Raw genomic sequence first — 19,836 nt, 5'->3', positions numbered from 1 at the left:
CGCCTCCAACTCTACACATGAAGTTAAGTTCAATGTCAATGGGCAGCGCGGACTTTTCGATCCATGTGCAGCGCCCGCCTTCGGCAGTACGCCGCCGTATGCCAGCCTGGCCGGATTCCGGGACCTTCCTGCCGTGGTGACACAGCCGCGAAAATCTGCTTGACCTTCAAGTTCACTTGAATCTTACGATGCCCCTTATCCCAAACAAGGAGCATCCAATGAACCCCTTCACCCCGCTAACTTTGCCAAATGGCACGTCTCTTCCGAACCGGATCGCCAAGTCGGCAATGGAGGAAAACCTTGCTGATCCGGACCATGCGCCATCTGACGAGCTCATCCGCCTGTACCGGGCGTGGGGAGACGGCGGGGTTGGCTTGATTATTACCGGAAACGTGATGATCGATCGCCGCGCCATGACGGGTCCCGGAGGAGTCGTTCTCGAATCCCAACGACACCTGGCGCGTTTCCAGCAGTGGGCGCAGTCCGCACGCGCGCGCGGAGCGCAGGTCTGGATGCAGATTAACCACCCCGGGCGCCAGATGCCGGCCGCTCTCGGGCAACTGACGATCGCTCCCTCCGCTGTTCCGATGGACATGGGGAATTTCTCAAAACAGTTCACCGTGCCGCGCGCGATGTCCGAGGATGAGATCTCTGAAGTGATCGGCCGCTTCGTCAACGCCGCGGTACTGGCCGAACAAGCCGGCTTCGACGGCGTGCAGGTTCATGCAGCCCATGGCTATCTGATCAGTCAATTTCTATCGCCGCTCACCAACAAGCGCATGGATCGCTGGGGCGGCGCGATCGGCAACAGAGCGCGCATGCTCGTCGCAATCGTCAGGGAAATCCGCGCCCGCGTCAGCCCCGGCTTTTCGCTGTCGGTCAAGCTCAATTCGGCTGACTTCCAGCGGGGCGGGTTCAGTCCCGAGGATGCCAGGCAGGTGGTCGCCCTGCTCAATCCCCTGGGAGTCGATCTCATCGAAATTTCCGGCGGCAGCTACGAAGCGCCGGCCATGCACGGCCAGGCGCGGGACGGGCGCAGCTTGTCGCGCGAAGCCTATTTCCTGCAGTTTGCCCAGGATATCGCAGGGGGCGCCCGCCTGCCGATCATGGTCACTGGCGGCATCCGGCGCCTGCCCGTCGCCGAACAGGTGCTTGAGGGCGGTATCGCCATGGTCGGTATTGGCACGGCCCTGGCACTCAACCCCGCCCTGCCGCGAGAGTGGGAATCGGGGAAGGCCAGCGCACCGATGCTGCGTTCGATCGGATGGAGGAACAAGGTATTGGCCTCGCTCGCGTACATGGCGATGGTGAAGCACCAGCTGCGCAGGCTAAGTCGCGGGCGTATCCCCAACCCGGGCGTCACGCCGGCGTATGCATTCCTGGAGCAGCAGCTCGACACGACCATCAAGACCTGCCGCTACCGTCGCTGGATGGGGCGTCAGCCGGCATGAGCCGGCCCGCTTGCCGTCGCTACCCTACGAGCTTACGCCAGGACCTGCCATGACCGCGCTGCTTGACATCCCCGCCGACGAAACAATGCAAATGACACTGCGCCAACAGCGAAAATCCTTTCTCGACGATGGGCCGCCTACCCTGGGCGAGCGCAAAGAGCGCCTGAAGCGCTTGCGCTCGGCAGTGCTGGATTACCGGCTCGAAGTGGAAAACGCGATCAGCCTGGACTTTGGAAACCGGTCCCGATACGAAACCGGGGTCATGGAACTGATGGGCATTATCCAGTCGATCGATTACCTCATGCGGCATCTGCGACGCTTCATGAAACGGGAGCGAAGGCATGTCGGCCTGTCGTATCGACCTGGGTATGCCTATGTGGAATACCAGCCCAAGGGTGTCATCGGCATCATGGCCCCGTGGAATTACCCGTTTTCACTGACGATGATTCCTCTGGCGACCGCGCTGGCGGCCGGTAACCGCGCCATGATCAAACCATCCGAACTGACACCGCGTACCAGCGAACTGATCAAGCGCATGCTGGCCAGCCGGTTCTTGACGGACGAGGTTGCCGTCATACTGGGCGGCCCCGAAGTCGGTGCGCAGTTCAGCCGCCTGGCGTTCGATCATCTCATCTTCACAGGCAGCACTGAGGTAGGCCGAAAGGTCATGAAGGCGGCGAGTGAGAACCTGGTCCCCATCACGCTCGAACTTGGCGGCAAGAGCCCGGCTATCGTCGCGCCTGGGCATTGCCACACACGGACCATACAAAGCCTCGTGTTCGGAAAACTGTCGAATGCCGGGCAAACCTGCGTGGCGCCCGATTACGTCATGGTGCATGAAGCCGATATTGAGAAATTCGTTTCCACGTATAAAGATGTGGTCGCCGCGTGCTACCCAGAGGAGGCCGCAGGGGCTCAATACACGTCGATCATCAACGAGCGGCACTTCAGCAGGCTAGGCGCGCTGTTGAAGGATGCCCAGGATCGAGGAGCCAGCGTGATCCAGGCAAGCACCCACCTCGAAAGCGCAACCGAGCGCACGCTTGCGCCGACAGTGGTCGTGGGCGTCGACGACAGCATGGCCATCATGCAGGAGGAAATCTTCGGGCCCATTCTGCCGATCCGCACCTATCGCACGATGGCCGAGGCAGTCGACTACGTGAACGCTCGTCCACGGCCGCTTGCACTGTATTATTTCGGCCCCGATAACGCCGATTGCAGGACCTTGTTGAGCCGCACGACGTCTGGAAACGTTGGGATAAACAATACCCTGATGCATGTCGCGCAAGACGACCTTCCGTTTGGAGGCATTGGACCAAGCGGCATCGGCGCGTATCACGGCATCGAAGGGTTCCGGTCGCTGAGTCATGGAAAAGGCGTGTATGTGCAGAGGCGCTGGAGTCTCCCCAGGCTCTTGCATGCGCCCTTTGGACGCTTCGCCGATCTGGCGCTCGCCATGCATCTTGGCCGTGTCCGACGCAAGTAGCCTTTGCGGCTTGAATCGACCACCGCCCTGGAGGGAGCGACGGGCAGGAAGCCAAGCGGCGATGTCCGCACGGGCCCGGGCTGTGCAACAACCCCGGGCCGTGTAAACGAAAGCGGCTCGGCAAGCGTTGAGCCAGTATCTCCTCTCGACCTGCCTGACACGACGTAATCATGACCAGAAGGCGCACCATGAATGACGATCCATCCGGCGGCTGGGAAGCCATTGCCGCTGAGTTCCTGGCTGCTCGCTCCGACATCGGTAGCGGTGTCGTGAGGCGGTGGGCGACACATCTGCCGCCAGGTGCCGATGTCGTGGATATTGGCTGCGGGTCAGGCGCGCCGATTTCCCTGGCGCTCGTGGAAGAAGGCTTCACGGTCTTCGGAATCGATGCATCTCCAACGCTGCTGTCGGCGTTCCGTCGCCGATTTCCCGAAGCGCCCGCGGCGTGCGAAGCGGTTCAGGGCAGCACTTTTTTCGGCCGAAAATTTGATGGCGCAGTTGCTGTGGGACTCATGTTCCTGCTTGCGGAAGACGACCAGCGGAAGCTGATCGACAGCGTCGGAACAGCCCTCAAGCCAGGCGGACGCTTCTTGTTCAGCGCGCCTCGCGCTCCCTGTGCATGGAAGGACCTTCAAACCGGTCGGCCTTCACGGTCGCTCGGTGAGGCGACCTACCGGCGCCTGCTTGCCGGCGCGGGCATGCGCCTCATGAACAGCTACGTTGACGAAGGTGACAACCACTATGTCGATGCGAGGTCGGGCTGAGGCGCTCAATCGCCGAACAGCGCGCTGACCAGCGGATCGCGGCGCACCGCTGCGCCGCCGGACGGCAGCATCCATTGGCTGCTCTCCACCCGGATCACGCTGCGTTCGGGCTTGCGCTCGAGGGCGCACTGGCGTACCGGCCGCTCGGGACGCTCCCATTCGCCGCCCTGCTCCAGGCTGGCGCGAAACGCGCTGATGAGCCCCTGGTCCGGGCCCAGCCGGTACAGCGACTTGTACATGCGGCCATTCGCATGCCCGTGCGGCACGGTCTCGATGACGCCCGCCTCCAGCAGTTCGAGCACATAGTTGCGGGCCGAGGACGTCGAGCACCTGAGCAGGCTCGCGATCTCGACCTGGGGAAGTTCGCGAACGGACAGGACGGCGAGCAGCCTGCTCAGCCGCGAAACACGAAGCACGGTGGACGACCTCATTGGACACTCCTGCATCACGACGAGACAAGCGCGCCGGTGCGCCGGCACAAGAAAAAAGCGGCCCCGTTGTCGCGGGGCCGCAAGGGACATCAGGAGACGGCCGCCTGTTTCATCCCGGCGGCGGCCAGGCGTGCATTCTGGCGTTCCGCGTAGTTCTTCAGGAACAGGATCAGCGCGGCCGAGAAGATCGCCACGCCGGTCAGGGTGTACCAGCCGGCATGGAAGCCGCCCGACCAGTCGCGCAGCCAGCCCAGCGCCTGCGGACCGAGGAAGCCGAAGATGCCGCCGCCCAGTGCGGTGATGCCCATCAGCGGGCCGACGTCACGGCCGCGCATCAGTTCCGCGATGGTCGGATACAGCTGGTTGGTCGAGGCCAGGCCCAGCGAGATCAGCAGCGCGGCCGAGATCTCGAACACCAGCAGGTTACTCGAGGTCATGGCCAGGCAGGCCGGGACCATCAGGACCATCATGCCGGCCAGGACCATCCAGCGGTTGAAGCGGTCGGCCAGGTAGCCGCACAGCGGGTTGACCGCGATCGCCAGGATGTAGGACATGCTGATCACGGTCGCCGCTTCCGAGGCGTCGAGGTTGAAGTCCGCCTTCAGCACCGAGGGCAGGAAGAAGGTCGCCGCGAAGCCGCCCGCATTGGTCAGGCCCAGGAGCGGAATGGTCCAGACGATCGGATACTTGAAGGCCGAGAACGCGCCCTGCGACTTGGCGCCGCTGCGCGCCGCTTCCATGACTTCCGGACGCTGCTGGTAGAACATCGAGAACACGATCAGGCCGACGATGGTCATGCCGCCGAAGCCCATCACGGCCTCGCGCCAGCCCCAGGCCTCGGCCAGGCCGGCGCAGAACGGCGCGCCCAGCACCGTGGCCAGGGCCGAGCAGGCGCCCAGCACGCCCATCGCCCTTCCTTTCAGGTGCGAGGGCGCGGTCAGGGCGATGGCCGTCATCACGCACACGAAGGCCAGGCGGTAGCCGAAGATCCACAGCGCGCGGGCGGTCAGGCCCTGGCCGTAGTTCTCGGCCATCGACAGGCCGAACAGGCCCAGGGCCAGGATCGCCATGCCGATGACCAGGATGCGCTTTTCGCCGTACTGCTTGGCCAGGATGCCGGCCGGGATGCTGACCACCAGCGCCACCAGGCCGTAGATGCCGGTGAACAGGCCCATCTGCGAGAAGCTCATCTGGAAGTCGGCCTGGATCGCCGGCAGCAGCGGCGAGAAGCCCAGGCTGGACATCTGCAGCGCCATCATCGCGATCACCGTCGCCAGGTAGTAGACCACCCAGCGCTTCTGGGGCGCCAGGGCCGGTCCTGCGTTATCTGCCATCATGTTCGTGTCTCCTTGTTCGTAGTGTTGTTGCGACTCAGATGGCGCCGTCGGCCTTCAGCCGCGCGACCTGTTCCTGGCTGTAGCCGAGCAGGTCGCGGTAGACCGCTTCGTTGCTGGCGCCCAGGGTGACCGCCGGCTTGTCGAAACCGGTGAAGGAACCCGACATGCGGATCGGCAGGCCCCCCACCACGATGTCCTCGGTCGCGCCGTAGATCGGGTGTTCGAGCTTGGTGGTTTCGCCGCGCATCAGGAGGTTCGGGTCGCGCATCGCCTCGGCCGGATTGCGCACCGGACCGCTCGGGACGTCGAAATCGGCCAGCAGGTCGGCCGCCTGGTCGGTGGTCATGGTGCGGGTCCACTGGCTGACCATGTCGTGCAGCTCGATGTGGTTGCGCACGCGCGCGTCGCGCCCGCCGAAGCGTTCATCCTTGAGCAGTTCTTCGCGTCCCATCGCGCGGAACAGGCCGGCCACGAATTCGTCCTTCGGCGCGCAGATCGAGATGTAGCCGTCGCTGGTCGGGAACACCCCGAACGGCGCCAGGCGCGCCATGAAGTTGCCGGAACGGGTAGGACGACCCAGCTTGACCATCATGTCGAAGGGTTCGGCCGCCACCAGGGCGCTGAGGGCGCCCAGCAGCGAGACGTCGACGTGCTGGCCGACGCCGCTCGAACGCGCCTGCATCACGGCGGCCATGGTGCCGATGGTGGCGAACAGCGGCGCGGTCAGGTCGCCGAACGGAATGCCGACCCGCACCGGCGGCTCGCCCTCGTTCCCGGATGCCATCATCATGCCGCTCATCGCCTGCACGATGTTGTCCATCGCCTTGTTCTGCTTCGGATTGACGTTGGCGCCGAAGCCGCTGATCGAGGTGAACACGATCCTCGGATTGACCTCGGCGCAGGCCTTGTAGCCGATGCCGAGGCGGTCGGCCACGCCGGCGCTGTAGTTCTCCACCACCACGTCGGCATGGCGCACCAGGTCGAAGAAGATGGCGCGCGCTTCCGGATGCTTCATGTTGAGCGTCACGGCTTCCTTGTTGCGGCCGCGCTCGAGCATGGCGAGCGAGTAGTCGTCGTCGTGCTCCTTGGCCACCTTGACGCCGTCGCGGCCCAGGTAAGGCGAATTGGTGCGCGCGGAATCCGGATTCTTCGGATTCTCGACCTTGATCACGCGCGCGCCCAGGCCGGCCAGCAGCAGGGTCGCGTAAGGACCCGCCAGCGCGGTGGTCAGGTCGAGGACGGTCACGCCTTCGAGCGGGCGTGGCAGGTTGTCGGTATTCTGGTTCATGGCTGCCCTTTCGCGGCTTGGTTCGGCTTGATGCGTGTTTCGATGAATTCTTCGACCTGGCGGGTCATCGCGGCGTCGTCCCACAGGCGGGCGTCGACCATGTTGGCTTTCAGTTCCACCACCGGGATGCCGGCGGCTTCGAGGGCGGCCTTGGTCATGCGGTTGCCGAACGAGGCCATCCGGTCGTGTGTCGGCGTGAGCATCACCGCGCCGTCGGCGCCGTAGATGCGGGCCTGCTCGATGATCCAGTCGGCCATCCAGGGCGGCACGTGCAGCTGTTCGTTCATGCTGACGTGGCGCGAGGCGAGCGCGCGCATGGCCTGGCCCGGCTCCTCGTTGAAGTAGCGGCGGTAGCCGTCCGACAGGAAGTTGGAGTACATCGACCAGACGAACACGGCGCCGTACTTTTCCTCGAAGGCGCGGTAGAACCTGGTGTTGAACCACAGGCCGTTGCCGACCCACAGCAGGCGCACGCGCTCGTTCTTGCAGGCGCCGACGCCGGCCGCCACCCGCTCCTTCACTTCGTCGCGGTAGGCGCGCAGGTGGTTCACCGACCACTCGCTGCCGCGGTCCCAGGTCGGGGCCATCACGTTGGCCAGCTGCTCGGTCAGCGGCACCGGGCATGGACGGGCGGTCGCGATCAGGTCGCGCACCTCTTCCACGATTTCGCCGGCCTCGTTGATGCGGTGCATCTGGCGCACGAATTCGGCGTTGTCGAACGTGCGGCCGCTCAGGGTCTCGACGGTGCGCACCAGCGAGTGCAGCTGCTCGACCTGGAAGTCGAGGCGGTGGGTCTCGTACAGGGTTTCCCAGTCGTGGTGCGAGCGGGTCCACCACTGCTCGCCCAGCACGGTGCTGGAGCTCGATTCGAGCGGGAAGCACGGCACCCCGCCGTAGGCCTGCGACCACTTTTCCATGATGCGCTGGCCGTAGTCGTCGCGGAAGCGGTTCAGGAACAGCATCGGCTTCGGCAGGCCGCCGTAGGGCGCCAGGCCGGAATCGGCGTCGAGGGTGGTCATCAGGGGCAGGCTGGTGTAGCGCGGCAGGCGCTCGTGGTAGCCCAGCTTGTCCATCACCGAAAAATAATGGGGCGACAGCTGCTTGGCGGCGACGATCGCCGAGTACCAGACCACCGGCACCACCGGGATATCCATCGCATGCAGGATCTCGGCCGGCGCCACCGCGTCGGAGATGACGTAGGGTTCGCCCTCCTCCAGCACGCGCTTGCGGAAGCTGATGAAATCCTGCTTCTGGTGTTCGTTGGCCAGCACGGTGGAATGCAGGCGGTCTTCCTTCTGTTTCGGGGCGTCGCTCATGGCGCCTTCCTTTCGAGCAGCGCCCGGATCGCCGCTTCCTGGGCGGCGCGGTCGGGTGCGCGGTAGGATTGCTGCTGCAGGAACACCGAGGGGATACCGCGTTCGTCCAGCAGGCGTTTCTGTTCCGGATAGTCCCACCCGAGGGTGTCGTCGAATTCGTCGTGGAAGAACACCACGCCCTCGACCCGGGCCTGCTCGACGATCTCGATGAAGCGGCGGTCCTGCGTGGCCTGCGGGAAGGAACGGATCCCGGGCGCGTGCAGGTGGTAGTGCTGGGTCAATGCGGCGATCGGCTCGATGCCTTCGTCGACCAGGTGTTCGAAGCTGCGCTCGCCGCTCACATGATCGTCGGCCACGATCACCGCGCCCAGCGCTTCGACCAGTTCGTAGAACGCCGCGTTGTCGTGCGGCGCGCCTTTCACCATCAGGCGCATGCCGGCGCCCGGCGCCTGGCTCGATGCCTGCGCCAGGACGGCGCGGGCCAGCGCGGCCCCCGCCACCGGGCCGGCGAAGCCGGCGGCGCCGGTGGCGGCCAGCATGTCGGCGCCCTGGATGCGGCCTTCACGGCGCGCCGCGTTCAAGTCCTGCAGGGCGGCGCGGCTGCGGTTCACGGTGGCGATGGCGTCGCGCAGCTCGGCTTCGCCGATGGCGCGGCCGCCGAGCTTTTCCAGCCGCGCCTTCAGCGCGACCATGCGCTTGAACACGTACTGGCCGGTCGACCAGTACGGCGTGTTCAGCACGTCGAACAGCACCACTTCCGGGAACGGTTGGTCCGGCAGCATGCGGCGCGTCTCCAGCAGGAAGTAGTACAGGTAGAGATGGCCGTTCGAGCTGCGCGGGATGACGATCAGGTCGGCCATGTTGTAGTAGCCGCCGACGATGCGCTGGTAGACCGACTTCAGGTCGCCGTCGAAGTCGTCGTCCAGGAACTGCTCGGCCAGCGGCGTGGCCTCGCCGGGGTCGCCGGACATCAGGAGCGGGAAGGCGCCGGCGGCCACGATCAGCTCGACCGGCGTGGCGTTGCCGAGGTAGGCCACCACGGGCACGCCCTTCTCGCGGGCGCGCGTCGCACCGAGGGTGCGCTCCTGGTAAGCCTGGCGCATGGCGGAGAGTGGTTCGGGTTGGGTCATGTTCGAAATCCGTCTATATTTACCAGCGTCCTAGCGCGCATCGGTGACGACGACCCGCTCGCCATCCCATGCGAAACTTGCTTTCATGCCTGCATCGACCGTGATCTTCGCGATGTAGTCGGCCACGGCGCGTCCGCGCTCGCAGTCGCCCAGCACTTCCGGCTGGCCGCTGGCGCGGATCCAGACCGGGCGGAAGCCGGCGCTGACCTTGCCTTCTGCATCGATGCGGAAATCCGCGATCATCGTGTTGCGCGACTCCGGGTGGAAGGGATAGCACTCGCATTCCGGATCCGGGGTGAAGCCGAACAGCTTGCGGCGGCGCTCGGCCCAGGCCAGGCGCGCCGGGTGCGCGTTCTTCTCCACGTTCAGGGCGCGCGTCACGGTGACGAAGTTGCCCAGGCCATGGAAGATCGGCTTGCCCTTGTAGAACTCGATGCCGCGCGTGATGTGCGGATGGTGTCCGACCACGATGTCGGCGCCCGCCTCGATCGCGGCGCGCGCCACCGGGCGCTCGTACATCGCCAGCTGGGCCGGCGTATGCACCAGGCCCTTGTGCAGGGCCACCACCACCACGTCGGCCTGGGCGCGCAGCGCCTCGATATCGGCCTGCATCGCTTCCAGCGTGGCCGGGGTGGCGAAGGTGTAGATGAGCGGCGGGCCGCCCGGGTTGGCGCCCTCCTGCTCGTAGTGCGACAGCACGTGCACGTAGGCGCAGCCGGCCTTGCTCGCGCTGGCCCAGGAATCCTTCGGTCCCACGCAGTTATAGCTCAGGAAGCCGAAGCGCTTGCCGTCCCGTTCCAGGATGGCGGGCTTGCGCGCTTCGACCAGGTTCTGGCCGGCGCCGAACGCTGCGATCTCGTTCGTCACCAGCGCCTCGACGGTGTCCTCGATGCCTTCTGCGCCGCGGTCGTAGACGTGGTTGCCGGCCAGGCTGGCGGCGTGGAAGCCGGCGCGCGCCAGCGCGGCGATCTTGGCCGGATCCGCCGCCTCGGCCGGGATGTCCGACTGCAGCTCGGCGCCGCGCAAGGTGTACGGGGTCTCGACGTGGCCGACCACCAGGTCGGCGCTGCGCAGCACTTCGCGCGAAGCTTCGAAGAAGAAGTCCGGATCCGGTTCGTCGAGGACCAGGTCCCCGACCATCATCAGGCTTGTCATGGCTGTCCTTTCACGATCGGCAGAATCAGGTGCGACGGGTGCCTGGCGTCGCGGTGGATGGTCCAGACCGGCGCCGGGTCGAGCTCCTTGCGCAGCTTCTCGCGCGGATCGGCGCCGGTCAGGGTCAGGCGGTAGCTGTGGCCGGCCTTGAAGATATACGACACCGGCATCAGGTCGAACTGCAGGCGCACCGGCACGCCCGGCGTCATCGGCCTGGCGTCGGCCTCGAGGAAGGTCGGCCACAGCATGCCTTCCGGCAGCTTGTACGGCGCCTTGCCCAGGGTACGCAGCGATGCCTTCAGGCGCCCTTCGCTGACCATGGTGATCTTGCCGTCCGGGGCGATGTCCTCCAGGTAGGCGAACAGCGGGCCGTCGGTGGCGGTCGAGGAGACCCACAGGTCGGCGACCGGGAAACCGGTGACTTCGGTGTCGAGCTTCAGCGCCGGACTGGTGAAGGTCAGGCCCTTGCTGTCCTGCGGGCAGGTCGGACCCAGCACGCGGTTGCCCTGCGGGCAAGGGACCGGCTCGTAGTCGACCTTGAACGATACCGCGCCAGCCTTGGCAGCCGGAGCGGCGGTGGCCAGCACGTGGTCGTTCGGCGCCAGCTTCGAGGGCGCGCCCAGGTAGACCCTGGTCCTGGTGGCCGGACGCAGCGGCCACTGCCGGGCGGTGCGCCATTCGTGGCCCTTCGACGTGTTGGCCGTGGTGTAGTGGATGCGCGGCTCGTCCATGATGCCGTTCCTCTCGCCCTTGAGCCAGTAGTCGAACCAGCGCAGCGCTTCCGCCGTCATCGAGAAGCCTTCGCTTTCGCAATGGCCCCAGGGACCGACGATCAGCTTGGCCGGCTGCGACAGGTTTTCCAGGGCGAGGAAACCCTGGCCGCGGAAATCGTCGTTCCAGCCGCCCTGCACGTACACGGGAATCTTCGAGGCGCGCACCCGGTCGACATAGGTGCCGATGCTGCCCTCTTCCCAGAACGCGCTCCGGGTCAGCGGCGAGATCGAATCGCGGTAGGGCATGCCGCTCCACAGGTCGAGCAGCTTGGTGTTGCCCTCGTGCTCGCGCGCGGCCTGGGCCAGCAGCACCTTGTCCGCGTCGCCGTCGACCGGGGTCGACTGCATGTCCTGCTCGAAGCTGCCCTGCGGGCCGGTGCCCCAGTTGGCCAGGACGCCGCCGCGGTAGCCGCCGCTGTACTTGTCCCAGTTGAAGCAGCCCGCGAACACCGCCTTCAGGGCCGGATTCGGCAGGGTCAGGAAGTGCATGGCGGCGTCGCCGGTGTTCGAGCAGCCGTAGCCGCCGACCTTGCCGTTCGACCAGCTCTGCCTGGAGGCCCAGTCGATCAGGTATTGCGAGTCGCCCGCTTCCTTGCGGTCGTGGTAGCCGCGGCGCACGCCGAACGAGGCGGCGATGCCGCGCCGCTCGACCTGCATGTAGACATAGCCATGGCTGGCCAGGTTGATCATCTGCAGGCTGAACTTGCCGGTGCCCGAGCGATCATCGGTGTCGGCGAAGCGGCGGCGCGACGCGGTGGCGTGGTAGATCACCGGGAAGGGTCCCGGCAGCGCGACGCCGTTCTTGGCCGGCACATAGATGTCGGCCGCCATCCGGGTGCCGTCGGGCATCGGGATGTAAATCGAGCTCATCACGACTTCGTTCCTGGCCGCCGGCAGCGGCTTGCCGAAGTCCTTCGACGGCGCGCGATCCGCCGCCGCCGCGGTGCCGGCGACGCACATCGCCGCCAGGCCGAGGGCTGCGATCCTGAATCCTTTCATCGCACTTCCTTTCATGGCTGTCCCTTGGCGCTGGCCGCGGTGCTCAGGTTCTTGCTCTTCACGTGCCAGTTCGGACGCTTGCACAGGCCGCAGTCGCTACCCACGAACATCTTCGCGGCCTGCTGGTCGCCCTTCAGCTGCCACTTCAGCCAGGCCGCGCCGACCTCGCCGAACTCGCCGCCGTTCGGCTCGCGGTAGGTGCCGCCGTGGCCGGTCTGCTCGCGCCAGCCGCGGAACACCGGGCCGTCGAGGCGCTCGAAGTCGTCGTCGGCATTCTTGAACGCGACATCCGAGGGCTCGCCCGAGATGTAGATCGCGGGGATCTTCAGGGTCTTGAGCACTTCCTTGTCGGCGTTGGCGGCCGCGATTTCCCAGGCGCGCCCCTTGACCGGGAAGGCGCCGCTGTTCCACACGCCGAAGGTGCTCACGCGCGGGTCGTGGGCGGCGTCGATCGCCTGCACGCCGCCGCAGGACTGGCCCATCACCGCCACCCTGGTGGTGTCCAGCCGGCCCTGGTACTTGCTGCCGGGTCGGCTGTTCTCGGCGATCGCCCAGGTGATCGCGTCGCGCAGCTGGGCGGCGGTGGTGTCCGCCGGACGGCGGCTGCCGGCGCCGGCCGGGACCGGGTTGAGGGCGCCCGGCGAACCGGCCGCCGGGGTGCCGCGCAGGCTTTCGCTGGTGGCGCGCCCTTCCGCTTCCTTCGGTCCGATCGGTCCGGTCGCGACGGCGATGAAGCCGTGCGAGGCGATCTCGCTGAGGAAGTAGCGGAAGCGGTTGCCGACGTTGATGCAGGCGCCGTTGCCCCAGGCCAGGATCGGCAGCTTCGCGTTGCCGAGCTTCGCCAGGTCGGCCGGGCGGTACACCGTGTGCGTCGGCAGGCCCGGATCGACTTCCATCACCGCGCCGAACGGGCCGCTGCCCTGCGGCGTGTCCGGCGTGACGTAGGGCGGCGGCGGCGGCGCCGGGAATTCCTTCTCCGGCGCCCGCTCCTGGGCCAGGCTTGCGCCGGCCGCGCAGGTGGCGGCCAGCATCAGGACGGCTTGAAGTACCGGTTTCATCGACAGGTTCCTCATCAAGCTCAGAAGCGCTTGTTCAGGGACAGCGAGACGACGCGGCCGACCGGGTTGGTCATGGTCGGGTCGAAGCCGCCGCCACCGTTGGTGCTCTGGGCCAGGTTGACGAACGGCGGCTTGCGGTCGAACAGGTTGGTCGCGCTCAGCGCCAGCGTGGTGCCGCTCAGCCAACCGCCGTCCAGTTCATAAGCGATGCGGGCATCGACCGTGGTGTGGCTGCCGACGCGCTGCACTGGATTGGTCAGGTTGTTGGCGTAGCTGCGGGCGAAGTTCACGTACACGTTGGCATACCACGAATCCTTGCTCCAGTTGGTGCTCAGGCGGGTCTTGAAGCGGATCGGGTTGAAGATCAGGTTCAGCTGATCCGCCATCTCGGCGCCCGGGCTCTGCGCGACTTCGTACTTCGTGAAGTAGGTGCCGGCGATGCCAAGGCCGAAGTTGCCGTAGTCATCGGTCACGATGCGGGTGCTGGCCTGGAAGTCGATGCCGTTGGTCTGCGATTTGCCGAGGTTCTTGTTGCGGCCGTCGATCAGCAGGGTCCAGGTGGCCGGCAGCACGCCGGACGCCACCACGTAGTCACGCGTCATCTGGGCCACCAGTTCCGGCGACGGATTGCGGGTGATCACGCCAGTGCCGGCCAGTTGCGCCTCGCGGTTCAGCACGGTCAGGTCGGACAGCGAGCCGGTGATCTGGTTTTCGTACAGGATGTCGAAATAGGTCAGGCTGAGCTTGGTGTTGCGGCCCCACTTCGGTTCCCAATCCACGCCGATCGAGCGGGTGCGAGCGGTTTCCGGGGTCAGCTCGTCGCTCGGACCGTTGAAGGCCACGCCCTGGCGCAGCGCGCCGCCGATGGTCGGATCCGAGTAGTTCTGGACGTACAGGCCGCCGCGGCCGTTGTTGGCGAAGCCGCGGACCTGGGTCAGTCCCGGCGCGCGGAACGAGGTGCCGTAGCTGCCGTGCACGGTCACACCCTTTACCGGCGACCAGTTGGCGCCGACCTTCGGATTGTTGGTGGTGCCGACGTCGCTGTAGCGGTCGACGCGCATGGCCGCGTTGACGTCGAGGCGGTAGATGCCAGGCAACATGTTGTTGGCGCCGACGACCGGGACCGCCAGCTCGGCGTAGGCCGAGTCGATCTTGCGTTCGAGCTGGACCAGGCCCGTTTCAGGCGTCAGCTTCGGACCCTTGGTCTGGCCGCCTTCTGTCTCGATGCGCTGGTGCTCGACACCGATCGCCGCGCGCACCGTGCCGCCCGGGAGCTCGAACAGCGGACCGTCGGCCTTGACCTGGGCGTTCTGGAACTGGGTATGGCCAGGCGAGATCGAAACGTCGCTCGCGATCCGGGCCAGGGTGGCCGGGTTGTTCGGGCCACCGAACACGTTCAGCGCGGTCGCCGGATTGGTGTCGCGCAGCGCCGCGTTCACGGCCGCGTTGTCGAGGCCGAGGTAGGTCGCCGCCTGGTCGTCGTTCTCGCCGTAGGTGTACAGCACGCCGGCCTTCCAGCCGTTGCCGAAGGTCTTGTCGATGCCGACGGTGGCGTTCAGGCTGCGCGAGAAGCCGCTCGCATCGTTGGTCGGCAGCTGGTCGCCGAACGAGTAGGCGACCGTCTCCGAGGTGCCGGCCGGTGCGCCGACCGGACGCACATAGAATGGATTGGTGGACGGCACGTTGAAGTTGGCCGCCGTCAGCGCCCGGCGCAGGTAGTACTCGCGGCGGGTGGCGAAGCCGTCGGCATACAGGGAGAAGCCGTTGCCGAGTTTCTGGTCGAAGGTGAAGGCGCCGCTGTTGCGTTCCTGGCGCGGCAGCAGGTCGAAGTACTTCAGGTTGTCGCACATGTTCGCGGTGCCCGGCACCAGCGCGCCGGCATTGGCTGCGGTGACGCCGCCCTGGGGGATCGCGTAGGAAGTGCCGTTGATGATGATATTGCCCGGCTGGCACTGGTTGGAGCGGAAATCGCGGCCGCCGCGGGCACGCAGGTCGCCGCTGTAGAAGTCGCGATCCAGGCCGCTCAGCGCGCCGCGGGTGTCGTGCTGGAAGGTGGCGACGAACTGGCCGCCCTTCCACTCGTGGCCGACCAGCAGGCCGGCCTGGCGCTCGTTGTAGTCGTCGCCCTTGCCGTAGCGGACGAAGCCTTCGACGCCCTTGACGTTGCGGCGCATGATCAGGTTGACCACGCCGGCGACGGCGTCCGAACCGTAGATCGCGGACGCGCCGTCGGCCACCACCTCGACGCGCTGCAGCGCCAGCATCGGAATGACGGACGGGTCGATGCTGGCGCCGGTCGTGCCCTGTGCAACCACGCGGTGACCGTTGATCAGGGCCAGGGTGGCATACGGACCGATGCCGCGCAGGTTGACCGAGGAACCGTAGGTGATGTTGCCGGAACCGCCAGCCTGGCCGCGCGAGGAATCGGACACGCCAAGGTTCATCACCTGCGGCACTTCCTGCAGCAGGCCTGCGGTGCTGGTTGCGCCCGAGTTGTCGATGTCGGCGCGGGTGACCGAGATCACCGGGGAACCGACTGGCGCGACGCCGCGGATGCGGCTGCCGGTCACGATGACCTGGTTGTCCGCCGCCGGGGCGCTCGGCGCGGCCGGCGCCAGCTGCGCCACCGGCGCCTGTGCGACGACCGCTTCAGGCGCCGGCGCGACGTTGGCGGCTTCGGTCGCGGCAGGCGCCGGCTGCGCTTCCTGGGCGATGGCGGCGGCCGGGAGGCCGGCGGCCAGGCAGAACGCGGCGAAGGCCACCGCGGTCATGCGTTCCGGGGCGTGGCCACGGCCGCAGTGGTAGGAAAGATCGTTCGAATTGGCGCGGGAAGTGCTTTTCATTGTACGTCTCCTAAGGAAGTAGTTATTTCTTATATTTGTTATAGCTTATAACCATTTCGGCGGAAATGCAAAGCCTAAAGTGTGTTGTTTCGAAGCCACGATAAAAAAACCCGCGAGGCACTTCAGGAGTGCGGTCGCGGGAATGGAGACATGCTGTCTTTCCTTACAGTGGCAGGCCCACGTAGCTCCAGGCCTTCGCCGTCTGCGTGATCACTTCGATACCAGCTTTCCACTCTCCAGGCCCAGGTTCTTGCCTTTGACTTTCCACTCCGGCTTGGCGCACAGGCCGCAGTCGGGCCCGACGAACTGGCGCGCGGCCTTCTCGTCGCCCTTGAGCTGCCACTGCAGCCATGCCACCGCCACCTGGCCGAAGGCGCCGCCATTCGGTTCGCGGTAGGTGCCGGCGTGGCCGGTCTGCTCGCGCCAGGCGCGGAACACGGGACCTTGCAGCTGTTCGAAGTCATCGTCGGCGTTCGGATAGGCGACGTCGGACGGCTCGCCGGAGACGTAGAGGGCGGGGATGCGCAGCTTCTTCAGGTCGGCCTTGTCGGCCCTGGCGGCGGCCAGCCCCCACGCAAACCCATCCTTCGGGAAGGTGCCGCTGTTCCAGACACCGAAGGTGGTCACGCGCGGATCGTGGGCGGCATCGACGGCCTGCAGGCCGCCGCAGGACTGGCCCATGACCGCGACCTTGCCGGTATCGATGCGTCCCTCGTACTTGCCGCCCTTGCGGCTGTTCTCGGCGATCGCCCAGTCCACCGCGTCGAGCAGCTGCTTCGGCGTGGTCGGGGCCAGGCGCTGGCCATCCGGCGCCGCCGGCTTTCCGGCCACGGCCGCCGGGGAACCCGGCGCCGGCGCGGCGCGATAGTCGGAGCTCGACAGCTTGCTCTCGACTTCCTTCGGTCCCATCGGCCCGATGGCGATCGCCAGGAAGCCATGCGAGGCGATCTCGGAAAGGAAGTAGCGGAAGCGGTTGCCGACGTTGACGCAGCCGCCGTTGGCGAAGGCCACGACCGGCAGCTTTTCCTTGCCCAGCGCGGCCAGCTTGGCCGGACGGTAGATGGTATGCGTCGCCAGGCTGGACTCCGCCTCCATCACGGCCGGGAAGCGCCCGCTGCCCTGCGGCGTGTCGGGGCTGACATACGCCGGCGGCGGCGCCATGGGGAAGCGCTTGTGCGGTTCGCGCTCCACCGGCTGGGCCAGGGCGGAGCCGGCCGCGGAGAATGCGGCGGCGCACAACAGCATGGAAGGTGCAAGCTTCATCGGGTGTCTCTCATGTTGTGATGGGAATCGGCGGCGATCATTTGGCCACGAGCTTGGCCGTGCCGGCGGCGCCCAGGCCCCGGCTCTTGACGTGCCATTCGGGTTTGGTGCACAGGCCGCAGTCGGCGCCGACGAACTGGCGCGCAGCCTTCTGGTCGCCCTTCAGCTGCCACTGCAGCCAGGCCGCCGCCACCTGGCCGTAGGCGCCGCCGTTCGGTTCCTGGTAGGTCCCGAGATGGCCGGTCTGTTCGCGCCAGGCCCGGAACACGGGCGCCTCGATGCGCTCGAAATCGTCTTCCGCGTTCGGGTAAGCGACGTCGGCAGGTTCGCCGGACACGTAGAGCACGGGGACGCGCAAGGTCTTCAGGTCGGCCTTGTCGGCCTGCGCAGCCGCCATCGTCCAGCTGCGCCCCTGCTCGGGGAAGGTGCCGCTGTTCCAGACGCCGACCGTGGTCACGCGCGGATCGTGGCCGGCGTCGATGGCCTGCAGGCCGCCGCAGGACTGGCCCATCACCGCGACCTTGCCGGTGTCGATGCGGCCCTCGTACTTGCCGCCCTTGCGGGTGTTTTCCGCGATCGCCCAGTTCACCGCGTCGAGCAGCTGTTTGGCCGTGGTCTGGGACGGACGCGCGTTGCCCTCCCCTTGCGGCTGTCCCTTCACCAGGTCCGCCGGCGAACCGGGCGCCGGCGCGACGCGATGGACGGAACTGGTCAGCGCGGATTCCACTTCCTTCGGCGCCATCGGCCCGGTGGCGATCGCCAGGAAGCCATGCGAGGCGATCTCGGAAAGGAAGTAGCGGAAACGGTTGCCGACGTTGACGCAGCCGCCGTTGGCGAAGGCCACGACCGGCAGCTTTTCCTTGCCCAGCGCGGCCAGGTCGGCCGGACGGTAGATGGTATGCGTCGCCAGGCTGGACTCCGCCTCCATCACGGCCGGGAAGCGCCCGCTGCCCTGCGGCGTGTCGGGACTGACATAGGCCGGCGCTGGCGCAGTGGGAAACAGCTTGTGCCGCGACGCCGCCGGCGCCGGGGCCTGGGCCAGGGTGGAACCGGCGGCCGACAGAGCGGCCAGGCAGAGCAGGAAAGAACGGGCAGGCTTCATCGTGTGTCTCCGTGGTGTTATCGTTTTAGTTATTAATTATATTTATTAAATTTTATAATCGAACTGGGTGAAAGCAAACAGGAATGACGTCATTTTTGTATCAACTATGTAACGATGGAATCCATCGCGTCGCGCTGCCTCCCAACCACCCCGACATTCAGGGTCAGGTCTGACATTCGGACACCGAGCGCGCACCTTTGCTCAATCTCACAATGCCGGTTTGCTTATCCCAAACTCGTCAATGCTCGGCTCAGCTTTGTTACCGCAACCGGCGCACAACGGACTATGTCGGAACGAGGAAAAGGTCTCAGCATAGTTAGAACCGTTTTGAGATTTCGCAAAGCTTGTGCGTCCATGTCCGAATGACAGACCTGACCCTGAATGCCGCAGTTCTTCCTGCTCATCCGTGAGGAAGCAAAAAAATGCCCCCTCCCACGCCGGAGCATGGAAGGGGGCGAGGAGACCAGGTGCCGGAGCGGTTGGGGCGCGATCAGCGCGATCAGCGCGGCGGCAGGCGCAGGCCGCCGTCGAGGCGGATGACTTCGCCGTTCAGCGACAGGTTGCCGACGATGTGCTCGGCCAGCTGGGCGAACTCCTCGGCCTTGCCGAGACGCTTGGGGAAAGGAATCGACGAGGCCAGCGACTGCTGCACCTCTTCCGGCAGCTTGAACAGCAGCGGCGTCATGAACAGGCCCGGGGCGATGGTCATCACGCGCACGCCGAACTGCGCCAGGTCGCGCGCCAGCGGCAGGGTCAGCGAGGTCAGGCCGCCCTTCGAGGCCGCGTAGGCTTCCTGCCCCACCTGGCCGTCATAGGCCGCCACCGACGAGGTCATGATGATCACGCCGCGTTCGCCGTCTTCCAGGGCTTCCTGCGCCACCATCTCGGCCGCCACCAGGCGGATCACGTTGAAGGTGCCGATCAGGTTGACCGACACGATGCGGCTGAAGTCTTCCAGCGGCATCGGCGCGCCGTCGCGGCCGACCAGGCGCCTGGCGCCGCCGATGCCGGCGCAGTTGACCAGCACGCGCGCCGGGCCGTGGCGCTCGCGCGCCGCATGCATGGCCTGCTGCACGCTGGCGGTGTCGGTGATGTCGCAGCCGCAGGCGATGCCGCCAATCTCGTCGGCCAGCGCTTCGGCCGCGGCCAGGTTGACGTCGAGTACCGCCACTTTGGCGCCGGCCTTGGCCAGGCGGCGCACCGTTTCCGCGCCCAGGCCCGAGGCGCCGCCGGTCACGAGGACCGATTTTCCTTGCACGTCCATGTATTCTCCCTTTGCTGCTATATAAAAAGTGCTTATTCGAAGTCGGGGTTCTCGAGCAGGATCGCGATGCCCTGCCCGCCGCCGATGCAGGCCGAGGCCACGCCGTAGCGCGAGTTCTGCTTGCGCAGCGCGCGCGCCAGGGTGACGGTCAGGCGCACGCCGGTGGCGGCCAGCGG

At 66.4% G+C, this 19,836-nt stretch carries 15 protein-coding genes and 1 pseudogene; 3 read left to right on the top strand and 13 right to left on the bottom strand.

All coding sequences use genetic code 11. From position 1 onward, the window contains the following. The first annotated feature begins 218 nt into the window (after positions 1–218). The 3 genes from H162_RS0108395 (at position 219) to H162_RS0108385 (ending at position 3,701) form a co-directional block, all read left to right on the top strand. Entirely contained in the window at positions 219–1,451 is a 1,233-nt protein-coding gene (locus tag H162_RS0108395; RefSeq protein WP_020653012.1) for an NADH:flavin oxidoreductase/NADH oxidase family protein, read from the top strand. After that, positions 1,372–2,937 carry a coniferyl aldehyde dehydrogenase gene (locus H162_RS0108390; protein ID WP_371846844.1) on the top strand — a complete coding sequence of 522 codons (1,566 nt, stop codon included), beginning with the start codon at positions 1,372–1,374 and terminating at the stop codon, positions 2,935–2,937. Before H162_RS0108395 ends, H162_RS0108390 begins: the two co-directional genes overlap by 80 nt. Before the next feature lie 188 nt (positions 2,938–3,125). Next, positions 3,126–3,701, top strand: coding sequence for a class I SAM-dependent methyltransferase (locus H162_RS0108385; RefSeq protein WP_020653010.1), 576 nt, complete (start codon positions 3,126–3,128; stop codon positions 3,699–3,701). A gap of 5 nt (positions 3,702–3,706) precedes the next feature. Here H162_RS0108385 and H162_RS0108380 read toward each other — a convergent pair whose 3' ends face one another. The 13 genes and pseudogenes from H162_RS0108380 to H162_RS33150 all read right to left on the bottom strand — a co-directional run. After that, positions 3,707–4,132, bottom strand: coding sequence for a hypothetical protein (locus H162_RS0108380; RefSeq protein ID WP_020653009.1), 426 nt, complete (start codon positions 4,130–4,132; stop codon positions 3,707–3,709). Positions 4,133–4,221: 89 nt separating this feature from the next. Continuing rightward, the gene (locus H162_RS0108375) at positions 4,222–5,469 is read right to left on the bottom strand and encodes an MFS transporter (RefSeq protein WP_020653008.1); all 1,248 of its coding nucleotides are present in this window, start codon (positions 5,467–5,469) and stop codon (positions 4,222–4,224) included. 34 nt (positions 5,470–5,503) lie between these two features. Beyond that, positions 5,504–6,757, bottom strand: a complete 1,254-nt coding sequence (locus tag H162_RS0108370; protein WP_020653007.1) for a CaiB/BaiF CoA transferase family protein — start codon at positions 6,755–6,757, stop codon at positions 5,504–5,506. Further along, positions 6,754–8,073: a 2-hydroxyacyl-CoA dehydratase family protein gene (locus tag H162_RS30395; RefSeq protein ID WP_020653006.1), complete on the bottom strand. Its 1,320-nt coding sequence runs from the start codon at positions 8,071–8,073 to the stop codon at positions 6,754–6,756. Before H162_RS30395 ends, H162_RS0108370 begins: the two co-directional genes overlap by 4 nt. Next, complete coding sequence (locus tag H162_RS0108360; protein ID WP_084676964.1) at positions 8,070–9,203, bottom strand: 2-hydroxyacyl-CoA dehydratase subunit D; 1,134 nt, start codon at positions 9,201–9,203, stop codon at positions 8,070–8,072. The genes H162_RS30395 and H162_RS0108360 overlap by 4 nt, the downstream gene beginning before the upstream one ends. Positions 9,204–9,233: 30 nt before the next feature. Continuing rightward, positions 9,234–10,358 carry a CapA family protein gene (locus H162_RS0108355; RefSeq protein WP_026354407.1) on the bottom strand — a complete coding sequence of 375 codons (1,125 nt, stop codon included), beginning with the start codon at positions 10,356–10,358 and terminating at the stop codon, positions 9,234–9,236. Continuing rightward, the gene (locus tag H162_RS0108350; protein WP_020653003.1) at positions 10,355–12,130 is read right to left on the bottom strand and encodes a CocE/NonD family hydrolase; all 1,776 of its coding nucleotides are present in this window, start codon (positions 12,128–12,130) and stop codon (positions 10,355–10,357) included. The genes H162_RS0108355 and H162_RS0108350 overlap by 4 nt, the downstream gene beginning before the upstream one ends. An 11-nt stretch (positions 12,131–12,141) precedes the next feature. Then, positions 12,142–13,188 (bottom strand): alpha/beta hydrolase, encoded by a 1,047-nt coding sequence (locus tag H162_RS0108345; RefSeq protein WP_026354405.1) that lies wholly within the window; start codon positions 13,186–13,188, stop codon positions 12,142–12,144. 20 nt (positions 13,189–13,208) lie between these two features. Beyond that, the gene (locus H162_RS0108340; RefSeq protein ID WP_020653001.1) at positions 13,209–16,031 is read right to left on the bottom strand and encodes a TonB-dependent receptor plug domain-containing protein; all 2,823 of its coding nucleotides are present in this window, start codon (positions 16,029–16,031) and stop codon (positions 13,209–13,211) included. Positions 16,032–16,241: 210 nt separating this feature from the next. After that, positions 16,242–17,294: an alpha/beta hydrolase gene (locus tag H162_RS0108335; RefSeq protein WP_026354403.1), complete on the bottom strand. Its 1,053-nt coding sequence runs from the start codon at positions 17,292–17,294 to the stop codon at positions 16,242–16,244. Between the two features lie 37 nt (positions 17,295–17,331). Next, entirely contained in the window at positions 17,332–18,396 is a 1,065-nt protein-coding gene (locus H162_RS0108330) for an alpha/beta hydrolase (RefSeq protein ID WP_020652999.1), read from the bottom strand. A gap of 499 nt (positions 18,397–18,895) precedes the next feature. After that, positions 18,896–19,660 carry an SDR family NAD(P)-dependent oxidoreductase gene (locus H162_RS0108325; protein WP_020652998.1) on the bottom strand — a complete coding sequence of 255 codons (765 nt, stop codon included), beginning with the start codon at positions 19,658–19,660 and terminating at the stop codon, positions 18,896–18,898. 32 nt (positions 19,661–19,692) lie between these two features. Next, positions 19,693–19,836: pseudogene (locus tag H162_RS33150) on the bottom strand (acetyl-CoA C-acyltransferase); the annotation flags it as partial.

It is taken from the genome of Massilia niastensis DSM 21313, assembly GCF_000382345.1.
Taxonomy (GTDB): domain Bacteria; phylum Pseudomonadota; class Gammaproteobacteria; order Burkholderiales; family Burkholderiaceae_D; genus Telluria; species Telluria niastensis.
Note: the sequence above shows the minus strand (reverse complement) of the source record. Positions and strands in the feature narration are given on the sequence as shown.

What these genes read in the sequence shown, in the direction of transcription:
- H162_RS0108395 (WP_020653012.1), top strand. Translation starts at nt 219, where the DNA reads ATGAACCCCTTCACCCCGCTAACTTTGCCAAATGGCACGTCTCTTCCG.
- H162_RS0108390 (WP_371846844.1), top strand. Translation starts at nt 1,372, where the DNA reads ATGCATTCCTGGAGCAGCAGCTCGACACGACCATCAAGACCTGCCGCT.
- H162_RS0108385 (WP_020653010.1), top strand. Translation starts at nt 3,126, where the DNA reads ATGAATGACGATCCATCCGGCGGCTGGGAAGCCATTGCCGCTGAGTTC.
- H162_RS0108380 (WP_020653009.1), bottom strand. Translation starts at nt 4,132, where the DNA reads ATGAGGTCGTCCACCGTGCTTCGTGTTTCGCGGCTGAGCAGGCTGCTC.
- H162_RS0108375 (WP_020653008.1), bottom strand. Translation starts at nt 5,469, where the DNA reads ATGATGGCAGATAACGCAGGACCGGCCCTGGCGCCCCAGAAGCGCTGG.
- H162_RS0108370 (WP_020653007.1), bottom strand. Translation starts at nt 6,757, where the DNA reads ATGAACCAGAATACCGACAACCTGCCACGCCCGCTCGAAGGCGTGACC.
- H162_RS30395 (WP_020653006.1), bottom strand. Translation starts at nt 8,073, where the DNA reads ATGAGCGACGCCCCGAAACAGAAGGAAGACCGCCTGCATTCCACCGTG.
- H162_RS0108360 (WP_084676964.1), bottom strand. Translation starts at nt 9,203, where the DNA reads ATGACCCAACCCGAACCACTCTCCGCCATGCGCCAGGCTTACCAGGAG.
- H162_RS0108355 (WP_026354407.1), bottom strand. Translation starts at nt 10,358, where the DNA reads ATGACAAGCCTGATGATGGTCGGGGACCTGGTCCTCGACGAACCGGAT.
- H162_RS0108350 (WP_020653003.1), bottom strand. Translation starts at nt 12,130, where the DNA reads ATGAAAGGATTCAGGATCGCAGCCCTCGGCCTGGCGGCGATGTGCGTC.
- H162_RS0108345 (WP_026354405.1), bottom strand. Translation starts at nt 13,188, where the DNA reads ATGAAACCGGTACTTCAAGCCGTCCTGATGCTGGCCGCCACCTGCGCG.
- H162_RS0108340 (WP_020653001.1), bottom strand. Translation starts at nt 16,031, where the DNA reads ATGAAAAGCACTTCCCGCGCCAATTCGAACGATCTTTCCTACCACTGC.
- H162_RS0108335 (WP_026354403.1), bottom strand. Translation starts at nt 17,294, where the DNA reads ATGAAGCTTGCACCTTCCATGCTGTTGTGCGCCGCCGCATTCTCCGCG.
- H162_RS0108330 (WP_020652999.1), bottom strand. Translation starts at nt 18,396, where the DNA reads ATGAAGCCTGCCCGTTCTTTCCTGCTCTGCCTGGCCGCTCTGTCGGCC.
- H162_RS0108325 (WP_020652998.1), bottom strand. Translation starts at nt 19,660, where the DNA reads ATGGACGTGCAAGGAAAATCGGTCCTCGTGACCGGCGGCGCCTCGGGC.